Source organism: Agromyces sp. NPDC058110 (genome assembly GCF_042884735.1).
Classification (GTDB): Bacteria; Actinomycetota; Actinomycetes; order Actinomycetales; family Microbacteriaceae; genus Agromyces.
The window spans coordinates 599056-616420 of record NZ_JBHVTI010000002.1 but is presented as its reverse complement, the minus strand read 5'-3'; the positions used below and the strand labels follow the sequence as shown (position 1 = coordinate 616420).

Sequence of the window (17365 nt, the reverse complement as noted above, 5' to 3'; positions counted from 1 at the left end):
CCGCGTCGTGCTGCTGCCCCCGCCGTGCGGCGGGCACCCATGCGGGGTGCGCTACCGTGCTGCCATGGGCTCCGATTACTACTTCTCCGCGACCCCTCGGAGCAACGCCAGCACCCGCACCATCCGCGTCCGTCTCGCCGGACGCGACCTCGAACTCTCGACCGCGGCCGGGGTGTTCAGCCCCGAGCACCTCGACCAGGGCACCAGGGTGCTGCTCGACTCGGTTCCCGAGCCGCCCGCGACCGGTCACCTGCTCGACCTCGGCGCCGGGTGGGGGCCGATCGCGCTGTCGCTCGCGCTGCAGGCGCCGGATGCCACGGTCTGGGCCGTCGACGTCAACGAACGCGCACTCGACCTCGTGCGCGGCAACGCCGCACGTCTCGGCCTCACGAACGTCAACGCCGTGCTGCCCGCGGATGTTCCCGACGACGTCGTGTTCGGCACGATCTGGTCGAACCCGCCGATCCGCGTCGGCAAGCAGGAGCTGCACGCCATGCTCGCGCAGTGGCTCCCCCGACTGCCCGACGACGCGACCGCGTGGCTCGTCGTGGCCAAGCACCTCGGCGCCGAGTCGCTGCAGCGCTGGCTGGGCGAGGAGCTCGGGCTCGACGTCGAACGCGCGGCGAACTCCAAGGGGTTCCGCGTACTCGCGGCGGAGCGCCGGCCCGCCTGACGGGCGACTTCGCGCGGACCGCGTGCCGCGGCATCCGCCCGACGTCCCGGCAGCACCGTCTGGTGAGGGGCCCGATGAGCCGGGCCGCGGATGCCTCGGTTCAGGCGAGCGCGAGCACCCCGTCGAAGACGAGCTCCGCCGGGCCCGACAGGGCCACGTGCTCGCCGTCGGGCGCGTCGAGCATGCGCACGCCGACGACCCCGCCGGGCACCTGCACGCGCCACTCGTCGGGCGCCCCCGACCCCGCCCAGTAGCGCACCGCGAGCGCCGACGCCACGGCACCGGTGCCGCACGAGAGCGTCTCGCCGGAGCCGCGCTCGTGCACCCTCATGCGGATGCGGCCGACGCCCGCCTCGACGAGCGGCTCGGCGGGCACCACGAACTCGACGTTCGCACCCGCTTCGGGCACCGGATCGAGGATCGGCAGGTAGGCGAGGTCGAGACCCTCGAGCTCGTCGTCGTCGGCGAGCGCCACGACCACGTGCGGGTTGCCGACATCGATGCCGAGGCCCGGCCGGGCCACCGGCAGGCCCTTGGCCCGCACGAGCGGCTCGCCCCCGGCGCGACGCCAGAGGCCCATGTCGACCTCGAAGCCGTTGTCGGCGAGGCTGACGCACCGCACGCCCGCGCGTGTGCCGATCGCGAGCTGCTCCCCGGGCGCGAGGTCGACGAGCCCCTGGTCGATGAGGAACCTCGTGAACACGCGGACACCGTTGCCGCACATCTCGGACACCGAGCCGTCGGCGTTCCAGTAGTCCATGAACCAGACGGCTCCAGGATCTTCGTCGAGCGCCGCCGCGCCGTCGCCGAGGTTCTCCGAGCGTACGGCGCGGATCAGCCCGTCGGCACCCACTCCGAAATGGCGGTCGCACACCGCGGCGATCTGCGCGGGCGACAGCACCGTGCCGCCGTCGGGATCGGCGAACAGCACGAAGTCGTTTCCGGTGCCGTGGCCCTTGGTGAAGCGCAGGTCGAAGGACATCTGCTCAGTCTATGGCCGCCTCGAGCGCCACCCGTTCGCGCCGGGCGACCGGGTCGGAGGCGTCGAGCTCGACGGCCTCCCGATACCGCCGGAACCAGCTCACCTGGCGCCGCGCGTAGGTCCGGGTGAGCTGCTGGGTGCCGGCGATCGCCTCCGAACGGGTCATCCGACCCTGCAGCTCGGCGAGGGCCTGCGCGTAGCCGATCGCCCGCCGCGCGGTCACGCCGCGCTCGAGGCCGAGCGGCACGAGGTCGCGCACCTCGTCGACCAGGCCGTCACGCCACATGCGCTCGACGCGGGCGTCGAGACGCGCGACGAGCTCTTCACGCCCGGTGCGCAGGTGCACGATGCGGTGCGGCCGCCAGGGAACCGGCTCGTCGGGCAGGCGGGCGGCCTTCGGCTCCCCGGTCACCTCGATGACCTCGAGGGCGCGGACGATGCGGCGCCCGTTCGCCGCATCGACTCCGGCCGCCGTCTCGGCGTCGAGCTCGCGGAGGCGCTGGTGCAGCAGGCCGGGACCGAGCTCGACGAGCTCGGCCTCGAGGCGCGCCCGGATCACGGCATCCGTGCCGGGGAACCTGAAGTCGTGGATCACCGACGAGACGTAGAGACCCGAACCGCCGACGAGCAGGGCGACGCCGCCCCGGTCGACGATGTCGTCGATCGCGGCTCGCGCGTCGCGCTGGTAGGCGGCCACGGATGCCTCGTCGGTGACGTCGAGCACGTCGAGCAGGAGATGCGGCACTCCGCGGCGCTCCTCGAGCGTGAGCTTCGCCGTGCCGATGTCCATGCCGCGATAGAGCTGCATGGCGTCGGCGTTCACGACCTCGGCCGTCCGGCCGGCGCGCGCGATCGCCTCGGCGAGGTCGAGCGCGAGGTCGGACTTGCCGGTGCCGGTCGCGCCGACGATCGCGATGAGCGTCATTCCTGGTCGATCCTGTGCCTGCCCCGCCGCGTTCAGCGGAGGTCGTCGTCGACGTCGTAGATCGGGAACGTGCCGAACCCGGGCTTGATGAGCGGCTCGGCCGTCGGGGGCAGCACGCGCACGGTCGGCAGCCCGAGCGAGACACGGGCGGTGCCGCCGCTCGACGTGCCCGCACCGGGTGCCGCCGGCACGCCGCAGCTCTCGGCCTGCGACCGGTCCCACGCGTCGCCCGAGCGGGTGCGCCGGATGACGAGCGCCGCACCGTCGACCGAGTCGGCGATGAGGTGGAACGGCGCGGCTTGGGTGATCGTGACGCTCACGACGTCGCCGGGGCGCGGCTGGTCGCTGCCCGCAGGGACCTCGAAGTGCACGAGGCGGCTGTCTTCGGCCCGCCCGCTGAGCCGGTGGGTCTCGGCGTCCTTCTTGCCCTCGCCCGTGGAGACGAGCACCTCGACCGACCGGCCGACGAGCTTCTGGTTCTCCTCCCACGAGATGCGCTCCTGGAGCGCGGTCAGGCGCTCGTAGCGCTCCTGCACGATCTCCTTCGGCACCTGCTCCTCCATGGTCGCCGCGGGCGTGCCCGGACGGATGGAGTACTGGAACGTGAACGCCGACGCGAAGCGCGCGGCCGCGACGACGCGCAGGGTCTCGAGGAAGTCCTCCTCGGTCTCGCCGGGGAACCCGACGATGATGTCGGTCGAGATCGCCGCGTTCGGGATCTTCGCGCGCACCCGATCGAGGATGCCGAGGAACTTCTCGGAGCGGTACGACCGGCGCATGGCCTTGAGGATGCGGTCGGAGCCCGACTGCAGCGGCATGTGCAGCTGCGGCATGACCGCGGGGGTCTCGGCCATGGCGTCGATGACGTCGTCGGTGAAGGCCGCCGGATGCGGGCTGGTGAAGCGGATGCGCTCGAGGCCGTCGATCTCGCCCGCCGCGCGCAGCAGCTTGCCGAACGCCTGCCGATCGCCGAACTCGACGCCGTAGGAGTTCACGTTCTGGCCGAGGAGGGTGACCTCCATGGCGCCGTCGTCGACGAGCGCCTGCACCTCGGCGAGCACCTCGCCGGGGCGGCGGTCCTTCTCCTTGCCGCGGAGCGACGGCACGATGCAGAACGTGCAGGTGTTGTTGCAGCCGACCGAGATCGACACCCAGCCGCTGTAGGTCGAGTCGCGCTTCGTGGGCAGCGTCGACGGGAACACTTCGAGCGAGTCGAGGATCTCGAGCTGGGCCTCGTCGTTGTGCCTGGCGCGCTCGAGCAGGCTCGGGAGCGAGCCCATGTTGTGCGTGCCGAAGACCACGTCGACCCATGGCGCCTTCTCGAGGATGACGTTCTTGTCCTTCTGGGCGAGGCAGCCGCCCACCGCGATCTGCATGCCCGCGTGGCGACGCTTGATGCCCGCGAGGTGCCCGAGGTTGCCGTAGAGCTTGTTGTCGGCGTTCTCGCGCACGGCGCACGTGTTGATGACCACGATGTCGGGCTCTGCGCCGTCGTCGGCGGGCACGTAGCCGGCAGCCTCGAGCGAGCCGGAGAGGCGCTCGGAGTCGTGCACGTTCATCTGGCAGCCGTAGGTGCGCACCTCGTAGGTGCGCGGAGTGACGGCGTCGTCGGCTGGCATCGTCGCCTCGACGGAATCGGCGATCGCGGGCTCGTGAATGGTGCTCATGGTCGCACCAGTTTACGAGCCGTCGGCTGCGAGCACCTCCGTCACGACCTGCCGCACGACGTCGCCGCCGTATCCGCGGCGCTGCAGGAACGCCGACAGCCGTCGCTCCGCGGTCTGGCGGTCGAGCCCGCGGAGCTGGCGGGCCCGCCGCTCGGCGGTCGTGCGCGCGTTGTCGAACTCGGTCTCGGGGTCGAGGTCTTCGACCGCGTTGCGCGCGGCCTCGGCCTCGATGCCGCGCCGGGAGAGCTCCTGCAGGATCGCGCCGCTGCCCTTGCCCTTGCGCGTGGCGTTCACGTGAACGAGCTGTTCGGCCAGCCGTGCGTCGTCGAGGTACCCGAGGCGCTCGTATCGCGCGATCCACTCATCGACCTCGAGCTCGTGCAGCCCGTGTTCGACGAGTACGACCCGGACCTCGGAGATCGAGAGCGCCGAGCGCCTCAACCTCGAGACCACGAGCCGGTCGATGCGCTCATCGCGTTCGGCACCCGTCTCGAGCGGGCCCTCCTCGTGCGCCGCACCGCGCCCGAACGAGCGCGATGGGCGTTCGTCGCCGCGACCGGAGGGCGAGAACTCGTCGACAGGCGCACCGGTCGCGGCACCGCGGCTCGCCGCCGTGCCGGGCCGCTCGGGTGACCCGTCACGATCGGACCGACGACCGCGACGGAAGTCGCTGACCCGGGCTCCGCCGTCACGGCGGGTCGAGTCTTCGCGCTGCGAGGGGCGCGGCCGACGCGCGACCGCCGCCTCGCGCTCCGGCACCCCGGCATCGACGTGGTCGGCATCGGCCCGATCTACGTCGGCCCCGACTGCGCTGGCCCGATCTGCGTCGGCCCCGTCTGCGCCGACCCGATCAGCGCCGTCGGCCTCAGCGTCGTCGGGGCGGGCGCCCGTCACTCCGGGCACCGCCCACGGGAGGTACGAGACCGGGGCGAGGTGCTCCGATGCGTCGTCATGCATCACGGCGGCTCTCCCCGGTCTCGTCGATCACGGCTTCTCGCTCAGGCGCCCTTGCGAACCTGCTTGGGCGCGATCGGCTCGACGTTGGCCGGTGCACCAGCCTCGGCGCCCGCCTTGCCGATGCCGAGCTTCACGAGGATCTTCTGCTCGATGTCGGCCGCGATGTCGGGGTTGGAGAGCAGGAAGTTGCGGGCGTTCTCCTTGCCCTGGCCGAGCTGGTCTCCGTCGTAGGTGTACCAGGCGCCGGACTTCTTGACGATGCCCTGGTCGACGCCGTAGTCGATGAGGCTGCCCTCGCGCGAGATGCCGACCCCGTAGAGGATGTCGAACTCGGCCTGCTTGAAGGGCGGCGCCATCTTGTTCTTGACGACCTTGACGCGCGTGCGGTTGCCGACCGCCTCGGTGCCGTCTTTCAGGGTCTCGATGCGACGGATGTCGAGTCGGACGGACGCGTAGAACTTCAGAGCCTTGCCGCCCGCGGTGGTCTCGGGGCTGCCGAAGAACACGCCGATCTTCTCGCGCAGCTGGTTGATGAAGATCATCGTGGTGTTCGTCTGGTTGAGGCCACCCGTGAGCTTGCGGAGCGCCTGCGACATGAGGCGGGCCTGCAGGCCGACGTGCGAGTCGCCCATCTCACCCTCGATCTCGGCACGGGGCACGAGCGCGGCGACGGAGTCGATCACGATCAGGTCGATCGAGCCCGAGCGCACGAGCATATCGGCGATCTCGAGCGCCTGCTCACCCGTGTCGGGCTGCGAGACGAGGAGCGCATCGATGTCGACGCCGAGCTTCTTGGCGTACTCGGGGTCGAGCGCGTGCTCGGCGTCGACGAACGCCGCGATGCCGCCCGCGCGCTGCGCATTGGCGATCGCGTGGAGCGTGAGCGTGGTCTTGCCGGAGGACTCGGGACCGTAGATCTCGATGATGCGGCCGCGGGGCAGGCCGCCGACGCCGAGCGCCACGTCGAGGGCGATGGAGCCCGTGGGGATGACCTCGACGGGGGCGCGGTCTTCGCTGCCGAGCCGCATCACCGAGCCCTTGCCGAACTGGCGGTCGATCTGGGCGAGTGCGGTCTCGAGGGCTTTCTCGCGGTCTACTGCGGATGGCATGTGGGGCTCCTTCGGTGGATGATGCGGCTGCCTCTAGGCTGTCGTTGCTCGTGCGGGCCGTGACCCGCGCGTCTGGCGACAAGGCGGTTGCGGTGTGTTCCGACGCATCGACCGTATGGCCGGCCACCGACATCCGACACGATGATCGTGACCGATGTGGAGAGCCGCGTCGTTCCTCCTGCTGTTGAGGAGCCTACCCCCTGAACCGAACGGATGTTCGAACGCCGCGCCGCGTGTCGAACACGTGTTCACCCGAGCGGCGCGCCGCCTCCGGGCGCCGGACGCCCGACGCCGTGACGCCTCGCCTCGGGAACGTCTGCCGCCTCGCAGAGCGCGAGCCACACCGTTCGCGCGGCGACCCCGTCGGAGAGCGCCTCCTTGGCCGTGCGGCCGCCGACACCGGACAGCGCGAGGTCGTTCACGACGACGGCTCCGTAGGCCGAGCCGAACTCCTGCTCGACGGCGAACTGGAACTCGCTCAGCTTCACGGCATCTCCTCGAATACTCTGGCGGCGGGCGCACAGAGGCTCGCCGCACTGCGGGAACGCACGAACGGCCGGTCTCGCGACCGGCCGTTCGGCATACGGATGTCTTGGGTCAGCGCACCATCAGGCCCGCGTCGAACTCGGCCACGAGCTCGTCGGGAAGGCTGTCGGGCACGACCGAGAGGCTCTCGAGCACCGCGAGGCGGTCTCCGACCTCGTGCATGATCACCGAGATGGGCGTGTCGAGCGCTTCGGCGACCGACGCAAGGATCTCGGACGAGGCCTCCTTCTGACCGCGCTCCACCTCGCTGAGGTAGCCGAGCGCGACACTCGCCTTGGACGCGACCTGACGAAGCGTGCGGCCCTTCTGCAGTCGGAAGTCCCTCAACACATCGCCGATCTCCTGTCGAACCAGAACCATCGGGAACCTCCTTCAATCTGCCTGCGGCTCCCCCGGAGCCGGAAACGGGAGCGTCAGTCTACCTGAAACTCGGTGCTTCCAACTTAGCGTCGCACACTGGGGCTTTCTTGTGAACCTGCTCGATGTAACAGGGTCTTCACACGCCGTATTCCTGCATCGCGGACTTCTCGTTCGACGGGTCCGAGCGGTGCTGCCCGACGCACGAGACACCCGTGGACGACCGGCCACGGCCTCGCGGTGCCGCTCGGACGCGCCAACGCCCGGGACCGCGCCACCACTTCAGCGCGCCCGCTGCTGCGACTGCGGCTGCGACTGCGGCTGCGGCTGCCCACGCGCCCGCGCCTACGCCTCGGCGAGCACCGACGCGAGCACCGCGACGATCGCGGCCTCGACCGTCGCCCGACGGATCTCGTCGCGATCGCCGTGCAGGTCGAGCTCGAACGCCTCGACGCGCTCGGCAATCGCGACGCCGACGAAGACGACGCCGGGCGGGCGGCCGTCCTGGGGATCCGGCCCGGCCACTCCCGTGGTCGAGACCCCGATCGCGGCGGGCACGCCGTCGACGGCGAGCGCCCTGCGCACGCCGTCGGCCATGGTGCGGGCGACCTCGGGGTGCACGGCGCCCTCCTGTTCGAGGAGCGCGGCCGACACGCCGAGCACCGAGTGCTTCACGGGCGTCGCGTAGGCGACCACTCCCCCGCGCACGACGGCGGAGGCCCCGGGGATCCTGGTGAGCTCGGCGACGACGAGGCCGCCGGTGAGCGATTCGGCGACCGCGATCGTGAGCCCTCGGGCCACGAGGAGCGCGATGAGCTCGGCCGCCGGATCGGCGCCGGCACTCGGATCGGCGTCGGCCGGCGGCATCCGCTCGCCCACGGCGTCAGCCCCCGGTGCGCTCGCCGCGCGACAGCCGGATGGCGTCGCGCACGTAGAGCAGGCCCGACCACAGGGTGAGCGCGAGCGCGAGGCCCATGAAGATCCAGTTCACCCAGAAGACCCAGTCGCCGAAGACGGTCCAGAGGGGCACGAGCGCGAGCGAGATCGCCGCGGCCTGCACGACGGTCTTGAGCTTGCCGCCGGATGACGCGGGCACGACGTTGCCGCGGCGCAGCTCGACGAGCCGCCAGACCGTGATCCCGACCTCGCGGACGATGATGAGCAGCGTCACCCACCACCAGAGCTCGCCGAGGATCGAGAGGCAGACCAGGGCGCCGCTCGTCAGGAGCTTGTCGGCGATCGGATCGAGGATCTTGCCGAGGTCGGTCACGAGCCCGCGCGAACGCGCGATGTGCCCGTCGATGCCGTCGGTGGCGATCGCCACGATGAAGAGCACGGCCGCCCACCACCGGAGCGCGCCGTCGGCTCCGTCGTCGACGAGGAGCATCCAGAAGAACAGCGGTGCGAGCAGGATGCGGACGATCGTGATCGCGTTCGGCAGGTTCCAGTTCGCCGATCGCGATGGGCTTCCGGCGGAGGAGGTCATAGGGGCAAGGATAGCCCGATGCCGCCTGCCGAGGTGGCGCCCAGGCGCGCGGCGGCGCGTCAGTCGCGGCCGGTCAGGCCCCAGGCGTCTTCATCGGAGTCGCCCTCGACCTCGGGCAGCCCACGGGTCGCCCGGTCGACGGGGTCGTCGTCGTAGCGGTCGTCGGGGTCGAACCCGTCGGCGACGGCGGGTGCCGGCGCCGGCGCGGCGGGTGCAGCGGGCCCGCCCGGCGCGCCCGGTGCCGGCGCCGGTGCGGCCGAACCCGCGGGCTCCTCGCCGCGCAGGCGCGCCATGACGCCGGGCAGCTGCTCGGCCGTCACGAGCACGTCGCGCGCCTTCGAGCCCTCGGAGGGCCCGACGATCTCGCGCGACTCGAGCAGGTCCATGAGCCGCCCCGCCTTCGCGAATCCGACGCGCAGCTTGCGCTGCAGCATCGAGGTCGATCCGAACTGCGTCGACACGACGAGCTCTGCGGCCGCCAGCAGCAGCTCGAGGTCGTCGCCGATGTCGGCGTCGATCTCCTTGCGCTCGACCGCCGCCGCGACATCCTGGCGGTACTCGGGCCGCGCCTGCCGCGTGACGTGTGCGACGACCTTCTCGATCTCGGCCTCGCTGACCCACGCGCCCTGCACGCGGATCGGCTTGGAGGCGCCCATGGGCAGGAACAGCCCGTCACCCTGGCCGATGAGCTTGTCGGCGCCCGGCTGGTCGAGGATGACGCGCGAGTCGGTGACGCTCGTGACGGCGAACGCGAGGCGCGACGGCACGTTGGCCTTGATCAGGCCCGTGACCACGTCGACCGACGGACGCTGCGTCGCGAGCACGAGGTGGATGCCCGACGCACGGGCGAGCTGGGTGATGCGCACGATCGAGTCCTCGACGTCGCGCGGGGCGACCATCATGAGGTCTGCGAGCTCGTCGACCACGACGAGCAGGTATGGGTATGGCTTGAGCTTGCGCTCGCTGTCCGGCGGCAGCACGATCTCGTTGTTCACGACGGCCTTGTTGAAGTCGTCGATGTGGCGGAAGCCGAACGACGCGAGGTCGTCGTAGCGCATGTCCATCTCTTTCACGACCCACTGCAGCGCCTCGGCGGCCTTCTTGGGGTTCGTGATGATGGGCGTGATGAGGTGCGGCACCCCGGCGTAGGGCGCGAGCTCGACGCGTTTCGGGTCGATCAGCACCATGCGCACGTCGGACGGCTTGGCCCGCATGAGCAGCGACGTGATCATCGAATTCACGAAGCTCGACTTTCCGGAACCCGTCGAGCCAGCCACCAGCAGGTGGGGCATCTTGGCCAGGTTCGCGACGACCTGGCCGCCGCCGACGTCTTTGCCGACGCCGATGGTCATCGGGTGCTTGGCGTGCGCCGCCGCGCCGGATCGGAGCACGTCGCCGAGCGTCACGATCTCGCGGTCGGCGTTCGGGATCTCGACGCCGATCGCGCTCTTGCCCGGGATGGGCGAGAGGATGCGCACCTCGTTCGAGGCCACCGCGTAGGCGAGGTTCTTCGAGAGCGCGATGACGCGTTCGACCTTGACGCCCGGACCGAGCTCGATCTCGTACTGGGTGACGGTCGGGCCGCGGCTGAACCCGGTGACCTTCGCGTCGACGCCGAACTGGTCGAGCACGCCCGTGATCTGGCGCACGACCTCGTCGTTCGCGGCCGAGCGCGACTTCGCGGGCGCACCCGCCGCGAGGGTGGAGGCGGCCGGCAGGTTGTAGGGCCGGTCGGGCAGGTCCTCGTCGGGCTCGAACTCGCCCTGCGCGGGGGCGACGGATGCCGCGGGGCCGGCGTCGCCGGCCGCGAGCGCGGCTGCGTCGACGCCCGAGATCACCCCGGTCGCCCCGGCGTCGTCGTCTTTCAGCGCCGTTCCGCCGGGATGGACCTCGCCGGTGAAGCCGCGGAGGGCCGTCTCGGCGCGCTGCAGGTCGTCGAGCACTTCGGCGCCGTAGGCCGTGCCGCCGCCCGCGCCGTCGATGGGCGAGTCGAACGCACCGGCCCCGGGGGCCTCGCCGAACACGGCGGTGAGCCCGTCGGCGCCCGGCTCCTGGAACTCGGGGTCGACCTCCCGATTGGAGTCGTTCCGGCGCCACCAGGGCAGCATGCCCGACTTGCCGCCGGCCTCGTCGACGTCGCCGTCGACGTCGAGCGACTCGAGGCCGTCGAGTTCGACCGGCACCGACTTGCGACCGCGTTTGGGCTTCTCGGCCGCGCGCTCGGCGCGCTCCGCGACCTCGGCCTCGTCGGGCTCGGGGGCGCCGAACAGCCAGGCGTAGAGCTCGCGGAACCGCGCGGGGATGCGGTTCGGCGGGGTCTTGGTGATGATGAGCAGCGACAGCAGCAGCAGCACGATGACGACGATCGTCGCCCCGACCTGCGTGATGAGCAGCGCCAGCGGCTCGGCGAGCATCCACCCGAGGATGCCGCCGGCACGCGCGAGCACCGGCATGCCCTCGCTCGGTGCGGGCCTGCCGCCGAAGAGGTGGCAGAGCGCCGAGATCGTGAGCAGCAGGAGCGAGAGCCCGATGCCGATGCGCGTGTTGTCGTGCACCGAGCTCGGGTGGCGGAACAGCCACACCGCGAACACGAGCAGGATCACCGGGAGCGCGAACGCGACCCGACCGAACAGCCCGCCGAAGGTCCAGGTGTCGAAGGCCTGCGCGACGGGTTCGTTGATGAAGAACCACTCGACCACGGCGCCGGCGACGGCGAGCAGCACGAGGAAGAACGGCAGGCCGTCGCGGCGCTCCTCCTTGCTCAGCGTCTCTGGGCCGAGCGCGCGCGCAGCGCCGCCCGTGACGTGGGCGAGGCCCATCCACATGCGCACGATCGGATTCGGACGATCGGATGCCGCGGCCGCCGCCTTCGCTGAGGTCGCGCGCGTGGTCGTGGCGGGCAGCTTCTTCGTCGGCGCGGTCTTCGCGCTCGACGCCTTCGCACTCGTCGACCTCGAACCCGCGCGCGCAGGCGTGCCGGAGGCGCGCCCGTTCGACCTGGTGCTCGTAGCCATGCGTCTACGTTAGGGCCGACCGCCGACGATGGCCGCGAGGAGACCGCGAGTGTCCGCGATCCGCGTACTCACGGGCATCGATGCGGAAGCGTACGATGCCGGGCCGCGATCAGCCGAGCAGGCGGACCATCGTGTCGCGGTTGCCCCGCGAGGCGACCACCGAGAACCCCTCGCTGCGATAGAGGCTCTCGGCGAAGTTGCCGTGCTCCACGCTCAATGCGAGGCGCGCGTAGCCCGCCGTGCGCGCGGCATCCGTCAGCGCCCGGATCAGCGCCCGCCCGACGCCCTGGGCCCGCCACACCGGCCGGACGCCGATGATCAGCTCGGGCACGCCCGCCGCGACGAAGCCGTGCGCGGGCACGTCGGAGGCGAGCAGCCGGTACCACGCGGCGCCGATCGGCCTGGCCTGCTCGTCGACGGCCACGAAGCCGCGATCGGCCGGACGTTGCCAGCCGGCGATGTAGTTGCGGTAGACCGGGTCGCTCAGCACGGCCGGGCGCGGCCGGATCGAGTCCGCCCGCCAGTTCGCCGCCTCGACCACCATGTCGGCGAGGAAGGATCCGTCGCTGACGACAGCCGGGCGAATCGTGAAGTCCGCCATGGCCGGATGCTAGGCCACATCCGTTTCGGGCGTGTTTCGCGGCATCAAGCCCCGCCCTGGCCTTCGGCCCGGTCAGAACCGGATCGCGTCGATCACGCGCACGCGCACCGCGGTGAGCGCCGGCAGCAGCCCGGCCAGTGCCCCGACGAGCACCGACGCGCCGATGCCGATGAGCGCCGCATCGATCGGGAACGGCGGGAAGTCCTCGACCATCCCCTGCCCGACCAGCTGCTCGAACAGCGGGCTCTTGACGGCGACGATCGCCAACGCGACCCCGATGCCGCCCGCGACGGCCGTGCCGACGACGCTCTCCATCATGACCGAGAAGAACACGCGACCGCTCGTCGCGCCGAAGCTCCGCCTGATGCCGATCTCGCGGATGCGGTACTTGACCGTCACGAGCGAGATCGTCACGAGCCCGAGAGCACCCAGCAGGAGAATCACCACCGCGACGCCCGCGACCACGAGCTTCAGCACGAGCAATGGGTCGTCACCGCCCCAGGAGAGGTAGTCCTGCCGGTAGACCTCGGCCTGGGCGCCTGGCACGGCGGACTGCAGCTCGGCCCGAAGGCGCTCGGTCAACTGGTCGCCGACCTCGACCGGCACCCAGGCCTCGTACTGGTAGCCGTTCTCGTTCGGGCCCACGAGCCCGAGCCGCTCGACCGCGTCGGCGAGCACGAACGAACGCGGGTACGTCTCGTAGTCAGACGTGCGCACGACGCCGACCACGACCGCCGTCACCGGCCCGTCGGCTCCGCGCAGCTCGACCGTCGGATGCGTCGCGAGCGCCGGCGACCCGAGGTTCTGCCAGAACGGCACGTTCACCACGACCGCCGGGGCGAGCCGCTCGGCGTCGCCCTCGTCGAACCACACGCCCTCCTGCATCGGCGTGCGGTGCATGATGCCGTAGTCGGCGTCGACGATCGTCGAGTCGACCTGCGTCACGCCGTCGACGAACTGCACGGTCAACGCGCCGTAGCCGACACGGGACTCGTACTCGATCCCGTGGCGGGCGACGACGTCGCGCCACGCCCCGGTGACGCCCTGCGGGTCGACGACCGCGCCGTCCATCGACGTCGAATAGACGTTCGCGCTCAGCATCGCGGGCCGCCCCGAGTTGCGTTCGTTGCTCTCGTTCAGCGCCTGCTGGGCGACCGCCGCCGCGCCGAGCACGGTCGTGAGCGCGAACACGGCGATCGCCACGCCCACGAGCGACAGCAGCACGCGGGTGCGATGGATGCGCAGCTCCTCGGCCGACTCGACGAACGTCGACACGATGCCGGTCAGCGTGCGTCCGAACCAGGACATCATGCGGGCACCTCCGCGGGTTCGCGATCGGCTTCGGTTCCGGATGCCTCCGGCGAGCCGGTCGGCGCGGTTCCGGATGCCTCGTGCCCGCCGGCTGCGGTGTCGTGCCCGTCGAGCGGCACCAGCCGCCCCGCCTCGAGCCGCAGGTGCCGCACCGCGCGCCGCGCGATCGCCGGATCGTGCGTGATCGTGACGAGCGCCGCACCCGTCTCGCGCGCGACCTCCTCCATGAGCTCCATCACGACCCCGCCCGTCTCGAGGTCGAGCGCGCCCGTCGGCTCGTCGGCCAGGATCAGCCTCGGGCGTCGCACGAGCGCACGGGCGATCGCGACGCGCTGCTGCTCCCCGCCCGACATCCGATCGGGCATGGAAGTCAGGCGCTCCCCCAACCCGACGCGCTCGAGCATCGCCGTCGCCAGGCGCTCGCGGCGCCAGAACGCCGTTCCCCGGTCGTACAGCAGCGGGGTCATCACGTTCTCGATCGCGGTGCGCCCCGGCAGCAGGTTGAACTGCTGGAACACGAACCCGATCGACGCGCCGCGCAGACGCGCGAGGCGCCCGTCGGAGAGCCGACGCACGTCGGCGCCGTCGAAGCGGATCTCGCCGTGCGTCGGCCGGTCGAGCAGCCCCAGCAGGTTCAGCAGGGTCGACTTGCCCGAGCCCGAGCGCCCCACGACCGACACCCGGTCGCCGTCGTCGATCGAGAGGTCGACGGCCGAGAGGATCTGGAGCGGTGCCGCATCGGGCAGCTCGACGGTGCGGCCGACCCCCTCGAGGGCGATCAAGGTCACTTGCCGACGCCCATCACCAGGTCGTTGCAGGCCATCGGGTCGATCGAGCAGTCCGGCTGCGCCGGCGCGCCCGGCACGAACTGCAGCACGGCATCGCCCTCGGCGAGCCCCTCGACGATCTCGACGTTCGCACCGTCGGTCAGTCCCAGCTTCACCGGGTGCTCGGCACCCTCGCCGTCATCGCCCACCAGCCACACGACGCCCGACTCCGATCCGCCCTCGACCGCGGTCGTCGGAACGGTGAGCACGTCGTCGGCGCTTCCGGCGGCGATGGTCACCTGCGCCGTGAGACCCGAGAAGACCTTGACGTCGCCCGGAACGGCGCATCGAACCGTCGCGCCCGAGCCCCCGCCCGCCGGCTCGGCGCCCGTGTCGGAATCGCCGGATGCCGCGGCATCCGTGGTCGAGATGGTGAGCCCCGTGCACGCGAACGGCGCAGGGCCGCCCGCGATGACGATCTCGGCCTCGGCCGGGAGCTGCGTGAGCCGGTACTGCTGCTCCGGACTGAGCTGCGCCGTCACCTGGAACGACGGCGGAGCCACGCGACCCGCCGCCTGCCCGACCGTCACCGGCTGCTCGGGCAGCACCTCGAACCCGGTCAGCGTCCCGGCGATCGGAGCCAGCACCTGCTCGAAGTGATGGGTCGGTTCGCCGATCGTCACGACGGGCTGCCCGTCGGGGCCCGTCGTGGTCGTCTCGACCGGTTCGTCCTCGACCTTGACGTCGAACAGCACGTCTCCGGCGCCGACCTGCTGGCCCGTTTTCACGAACACGTCGTCGACCGTGCCGTTGGCCGTCGCCTTGATCGCGATCGCCGGGTCGGGCGAGACGGCTCCCGACAGCACCACGTCGTTGCGGATCGACGCCCGGGCGACCTGCACCTGCGGCTCCTCGATCGTGCCCGTGGGCTGCAGCGCGGCCTCGGCCTGCGGCGCGTCGGGGAAGAACGCGAGCTTCACGAGTGCGACGGCGATCGCCGCCACCAGGACCATGCGGAGGATCGGGAAGATCCACTTGCGCCAGACACCCACGGCTGCGCCTCCATCGGTAGGGTTCGGAAGGGTCGCCCGATGCTATCGGCGTGCATGCCCCCGATGGAATCCGCCGGGAGGATGAATCAGGGGCGGATCGGGGATGACCCCGACCCGCCCCTGCGAATCACCCGGCTGCGCCTCGACACGCGGCCGGACGCTCGGCTACGCCTCGATACCCTGCCGGTCGCTCATCCCGGCTACGCCTCGATGACGAGCGGCACCAGCATCGGACGGCGGCGCAGGCGACGGTTCACCCACGTGCCGACCGTGCGACGCACGATCTGCTGGAGCGCGTGCGGGTCGCGGATGCCGTTCTGCGCGGCCTCGAGCAGCGCGTTCGAGATCTTCGGCTTCACGTCTTCGAAGACCGAGTCGTCTTCGGCGAACCCTCGCGCGTGGATCTCGGGGCCGACGATGATGCGGCCCGTCGTGGCATCCACCACGACGATGACCGAGATGAAGCCCTCCTCGCCGAGGATTCGGCGGTCCTTCAGGTCGGCGTCGGTGATCTCGCCGACGGTCGAGCCGTCGACGTAGACGAAGCCGAGGTCGAGCTGCCCCGACACGCGCATGTCGCCGTCGAGCAGGTCGTAGACCGTGCCGTTCTCGCCGATGAACGTGCGCTCCTCGGGGATGCCCGTGTCCTGCGCGAGCTTCGCGTTCGCGAAGAGGTGACGGTACTCGCCGTGGATCGGCAGCACGTTGCGCGGCTTCAGGATGTTGTAGCAGTAGAGCAGCTCGCCCGCGGCGGCGTGGCCCGAGACGTGCACCTTCGCGTTGCCCTTGTGCACGACGTTCGCGCCGAGCTTCGTCAGGCCGTCGATGACACGGTACACCGCGTTCTCGTTTCCGGGGATCAGGCTCGACGCGAGGATCACCGTGTCGCCCTCGCCGATCTCGATCTGGTGGTCGCGGTTGGCCATGCGGCTGAGCACCGCCATCGGCTCGCCCTGCGAGCCCGTCGACATGTAGACGATCTTGTCGTCGGGGATGTCGCCGGCCTTCTTGTAGTCGACGAGCACGCCCTCGGGCACCTTCAGGTAGCCCAGTTCGGCCGCGATGGTCATGTTGCGCACCATGCTGCGACCGAGCAGCGCCACCCGGCGGCCGTTCTGGTGCGCCGCGTCGAGCACCTGCTGCACCCGGTGCACGTGGCTCGAGAAGCTCGCCACGATGACCCGTCGAGGGGCCCGCGCGATGACCTCGTCGAGCACGGGGCCGATCGCACGTTCGAGGGGCGTGAAGCCCGGGACATCCGCGTTGGTGGAGTCGACCATGAACACGTCGACGCCCTCCTCGCCCAGGCGCGCGAACTCGCGCAGGTCGGTGAGGCGGCCGTCGAGGGGCAGCTGGTCCATCTTGAAGTCGCCGGTGGCGAGCACCGTGCCCGCATTCGTCTTGATCGCGACCGCCAGCGCATCGGGGATCGAGTGGTTGACCGCGATGAACTCGAGATCGAACGGGCCGATCTGCTCGTCCTGACCCTCGCGCACCGTCAGGCTGTAGGGCTTGATGCGGTGCTCCTTCAGCTTCGCCTCGACGAGCGCGAGGGTCAGCTGCGACCCGATCAGGGGGATGTCGGCGCGCAGGCGCAGCAGGTACGGCACCCCGCCGATGTGGTCTTCATGGCCGTGCGTGAGCACGACGCCGACGATGTCGTCGAGGCGCTCCCTGAGGAACCCGAAGTCGGGCAGGATCAGGTCGACCCCGGGCTGGTGCTCCTCGGGGAAGAGCACGCCGCAGTCGACGATGAGGATCTTGCCGTCGATCTCGTAGCTCGTCATGTTGCGGCCGACCTCGCCGAGGCCGCCGATGGGGATGATGCGAAGCGTTCCCGCGTCGAGCGGGCTCGGTTCGATGATGACGTCGGGCATGGGCCCTCCTTCACGTTCGGTGTTCAGTTCGGTGCCGGCCC

Annotated in this window: 17 protein-coding genes; 2 read left to right on the top strand and 15 right to left on the bottom strand. The window is 71.1% G+C overall.

Features of this window, described 5'->3' with window-relative positions:
- The first annotated feature begins 64 nt into the window (after window positions 1-64).
- Entirely contained in the window at window positions 65-673 is a 609-nt protein-coding gene (locus ACFVS8_RS07400; protein WP_387059626.1) for a class I SAM-dependent methyltransferase, read from the top strand.
- A 100-nt stretch (window positions 674-773) separates the two neighbouring features.
- Here the strand turns inward: ACFVS8_RS07400 and dapF are convergent, their stop codons facing one another.
- From dapF to ACFVS8_RS07350, 10 genes are all read right to left on the bottom strand, one after another.
- Window positions 774-1655 (bottom strand): diaminopimelate epimerase, encoded by an 882-nt coding sequence (gene dapF, locus ACFVS8_RS07395; protein WP_387059623.1) that lies wholly within the window; start codon window positions 1653-1655, stop codon window positions 774-776.
- Window positions 1656-1659: 4 nt separating this feature from the next.
- Window positions 1660-2580 carry a tRNA (adenosine(37)-N6)-dimethylallyltransferase MiaA gene (gene miaA / locus ACFVS8_RS07390; RefSeq protein WP_387059620.1) on the bottom strand — a complete coding sequence of 307 codons (921 nt, stop codon included), beginning with the start codon at window positions 2578-2580 and terminating at the stop codon, window positions 1660-1662.
- 32 nt (window positions 2581-2612) lie between these two features.
- Window positions 2613-4199: a tRNA (N6-isopentenyl adenosine(37)-C2)-methylthiotransferase MiaB gene (gene miaB / locus ACFVS8_RS07385; protein ID WP_387059776.1), complete on the bottom strand. Its 1587-nt coding sequence runs from the start codon at window positions 4197-4199 to the stop codon at window positions 2613-2615.
- Window positions 4200-4259: 60 nt separating this feature from the next.
- On the bottom strand, window positions 4260-5204 hold the full coding sequence (locus ACFVS8_RS07380) for a RecX family transcriptional regulator (protein WP_387059773.1): 945 nt from the start codon (window positions 5202-5204) through the stop codon (window positions 4260-4262).
- A 41-nt stretch (window positions 5205-5245) separates the two neighbouring features.
- Entirely contained in the window at window positions 5246-6313 is a 1068-nt protein-coding gene (gene recA, locus ACFVS8_RS07375; RefSeq protein ID WP_387059617.1) for a recombinase RecA, read from the bottom strand.
- A gap of 248 nt (window positions 6314-6561) precedes the next feature.
- Window positions 6562-6801: a DUF3046 domain-containing protein gene (locus tag ACFVS8_RS07370; RefSeq protein WP_387059615.1), complete on the bottom strand. Its 240-nt coding sequence runs from the start codon at window positions 6799-6801 to the stop codon at window positions 6562-6564.
- A gap of 109 nt (window positions 6802-6910) precedes the next feature.
- Window positions 6911-7219 (bottom strand): helix-turn-helix domain-containing protein, encoded by a 309-nt coding sequence (locus tag ACFVS8_RS07365; RefSeq protein ID WP_092968476.1) that lies wholly within the window; start codon window positions 7217-7219, stop codon window positions 6911-6913.
- Between the two features lie 342 nt (window positions 7220-7561).
- Window positions 7562-8083: a CinA family protein gene (locus ACFVS8_RS07360; protein WP_387059770.1), complete on the bottom strand. Its 522-nt coding sequence runs from the start codon at window positions 8081-8083 to the stop codon at window positions 7562-7564.
- 16 nt (window positions 8084-8099) lie between these two features.
- Window positions 8100-8702 carry a CDP-diacylglycerol--glycerol-3-phosphate 3-phosphatidyltransferase gene (gene pgsA / locus ACFVS8_RS07355; protein ID WP_387059611.1) on the bottom strand — a complete coding sequence of 201 codons (603 nt, stop codon included), beginning with the start codon at window positions 8700-8702 and terminating at the stop codon, window positions 8100-8102.
- Window positions 8703-8761: 59 nt separating this feature from the next.
- On the bottom strand, window positions 8762-11527 hold the full coding sequence (locus ACFVS8_RS07350; RefSeq protein WP_387059767.1) for a DNA translocase FtsK: 2766 nt from the start codon (window positions 11525-11527) through the stop codon (window positions 8762-8764).
- Here ACFVS8_RS07350 and ACFVS8_RS07345 point away from each other — a divergent pair.
- The gene (locus tag ACFVS8_RS07345; protein WP_387059609.1) at window positions 11526-11729 is read left to right on the top strand and encodes a hypothetical protein; all 204 of its coding nucleotides are present in this window, start codon (window positions 11526-11528) and stop codon (window positions 11727-11729) included. The genes ACFVS8_RS07350 and ACFVS8_RS07345 overlap by 2 nt on opposite strands.
- Before the next feature lie 96 nt (window positions 11730-11825).
- Here ACFVS8_RS07345 and ACFVS8_RS07340 read toward each other — a convergent pair whose 3' ends face one another.
- From ACFVS8_RS07340 to ACFVS8_RS07320, 5 genes are all read right to left on the bottom strand, one after another.
- Complete coding sequence (locus ACFVS8_RS07340) at window positions 11826-12317, bottom strand: GNAT family N-acetyltransferase (protein WP_387059608.1); 492 nt, start codon at window positions 12315-12317, stop codon at window positions 11826-11828.
- A gap of 72 nt (window positions 12318-12389) precedes the next feature.
- Complete coding sequence (locus ACFVS8_RS07335) at window positions 12390-13628, bottom strand: ABC transporter permease (protein ID WP_387059606.1); 1239 nt, start codon at window positions 13626-13628, stop codon at window positions 12390-12392.
- Entirely contained in the window at window positions 13625-14416 is a 792-nt protein-coding gene (locus ACFVS8_RS07330) for an ABC transporter ATP-binding protein (protein ID WP_387059603.1), read from the bottom strand. The genes ACFVS8_RS07335 and ACFVS8_RS07330 overlap by 4 nt, the downstream gene beginning before the upstream one ends.
- A complete protein-coding gene (locus ACFVS8_RS07325; protein ID WP_387059600.1) occupies window positions 14413-15447 on the bottom strand; it encodes an efflux RND transporter periplasmic adaptor subunit in 1035 nt (344 codons plus the stop codon). Before ACFVS8_RS07325 ends, ACFVS8_RS07330 begins: the two co-directional genes overlap by 4 nt.
- Before the next feature lie 200 nt (window positions 15448-15647).
- The gene (locus ACFVS8_RS07320; RefSeq protein ID WP_387059597.1) at window positions 15648-17324 is read right to left on the bottom strand and encodes a ribonuclease J; all 1677 of its coding nucleotides are present in this window, start codon (window positions 17322-17324) and stop codon (window positions 15648-15650) included.
- Between the last annotated feature and the right edge of the window lie 41 nt (window positions 17325-17365).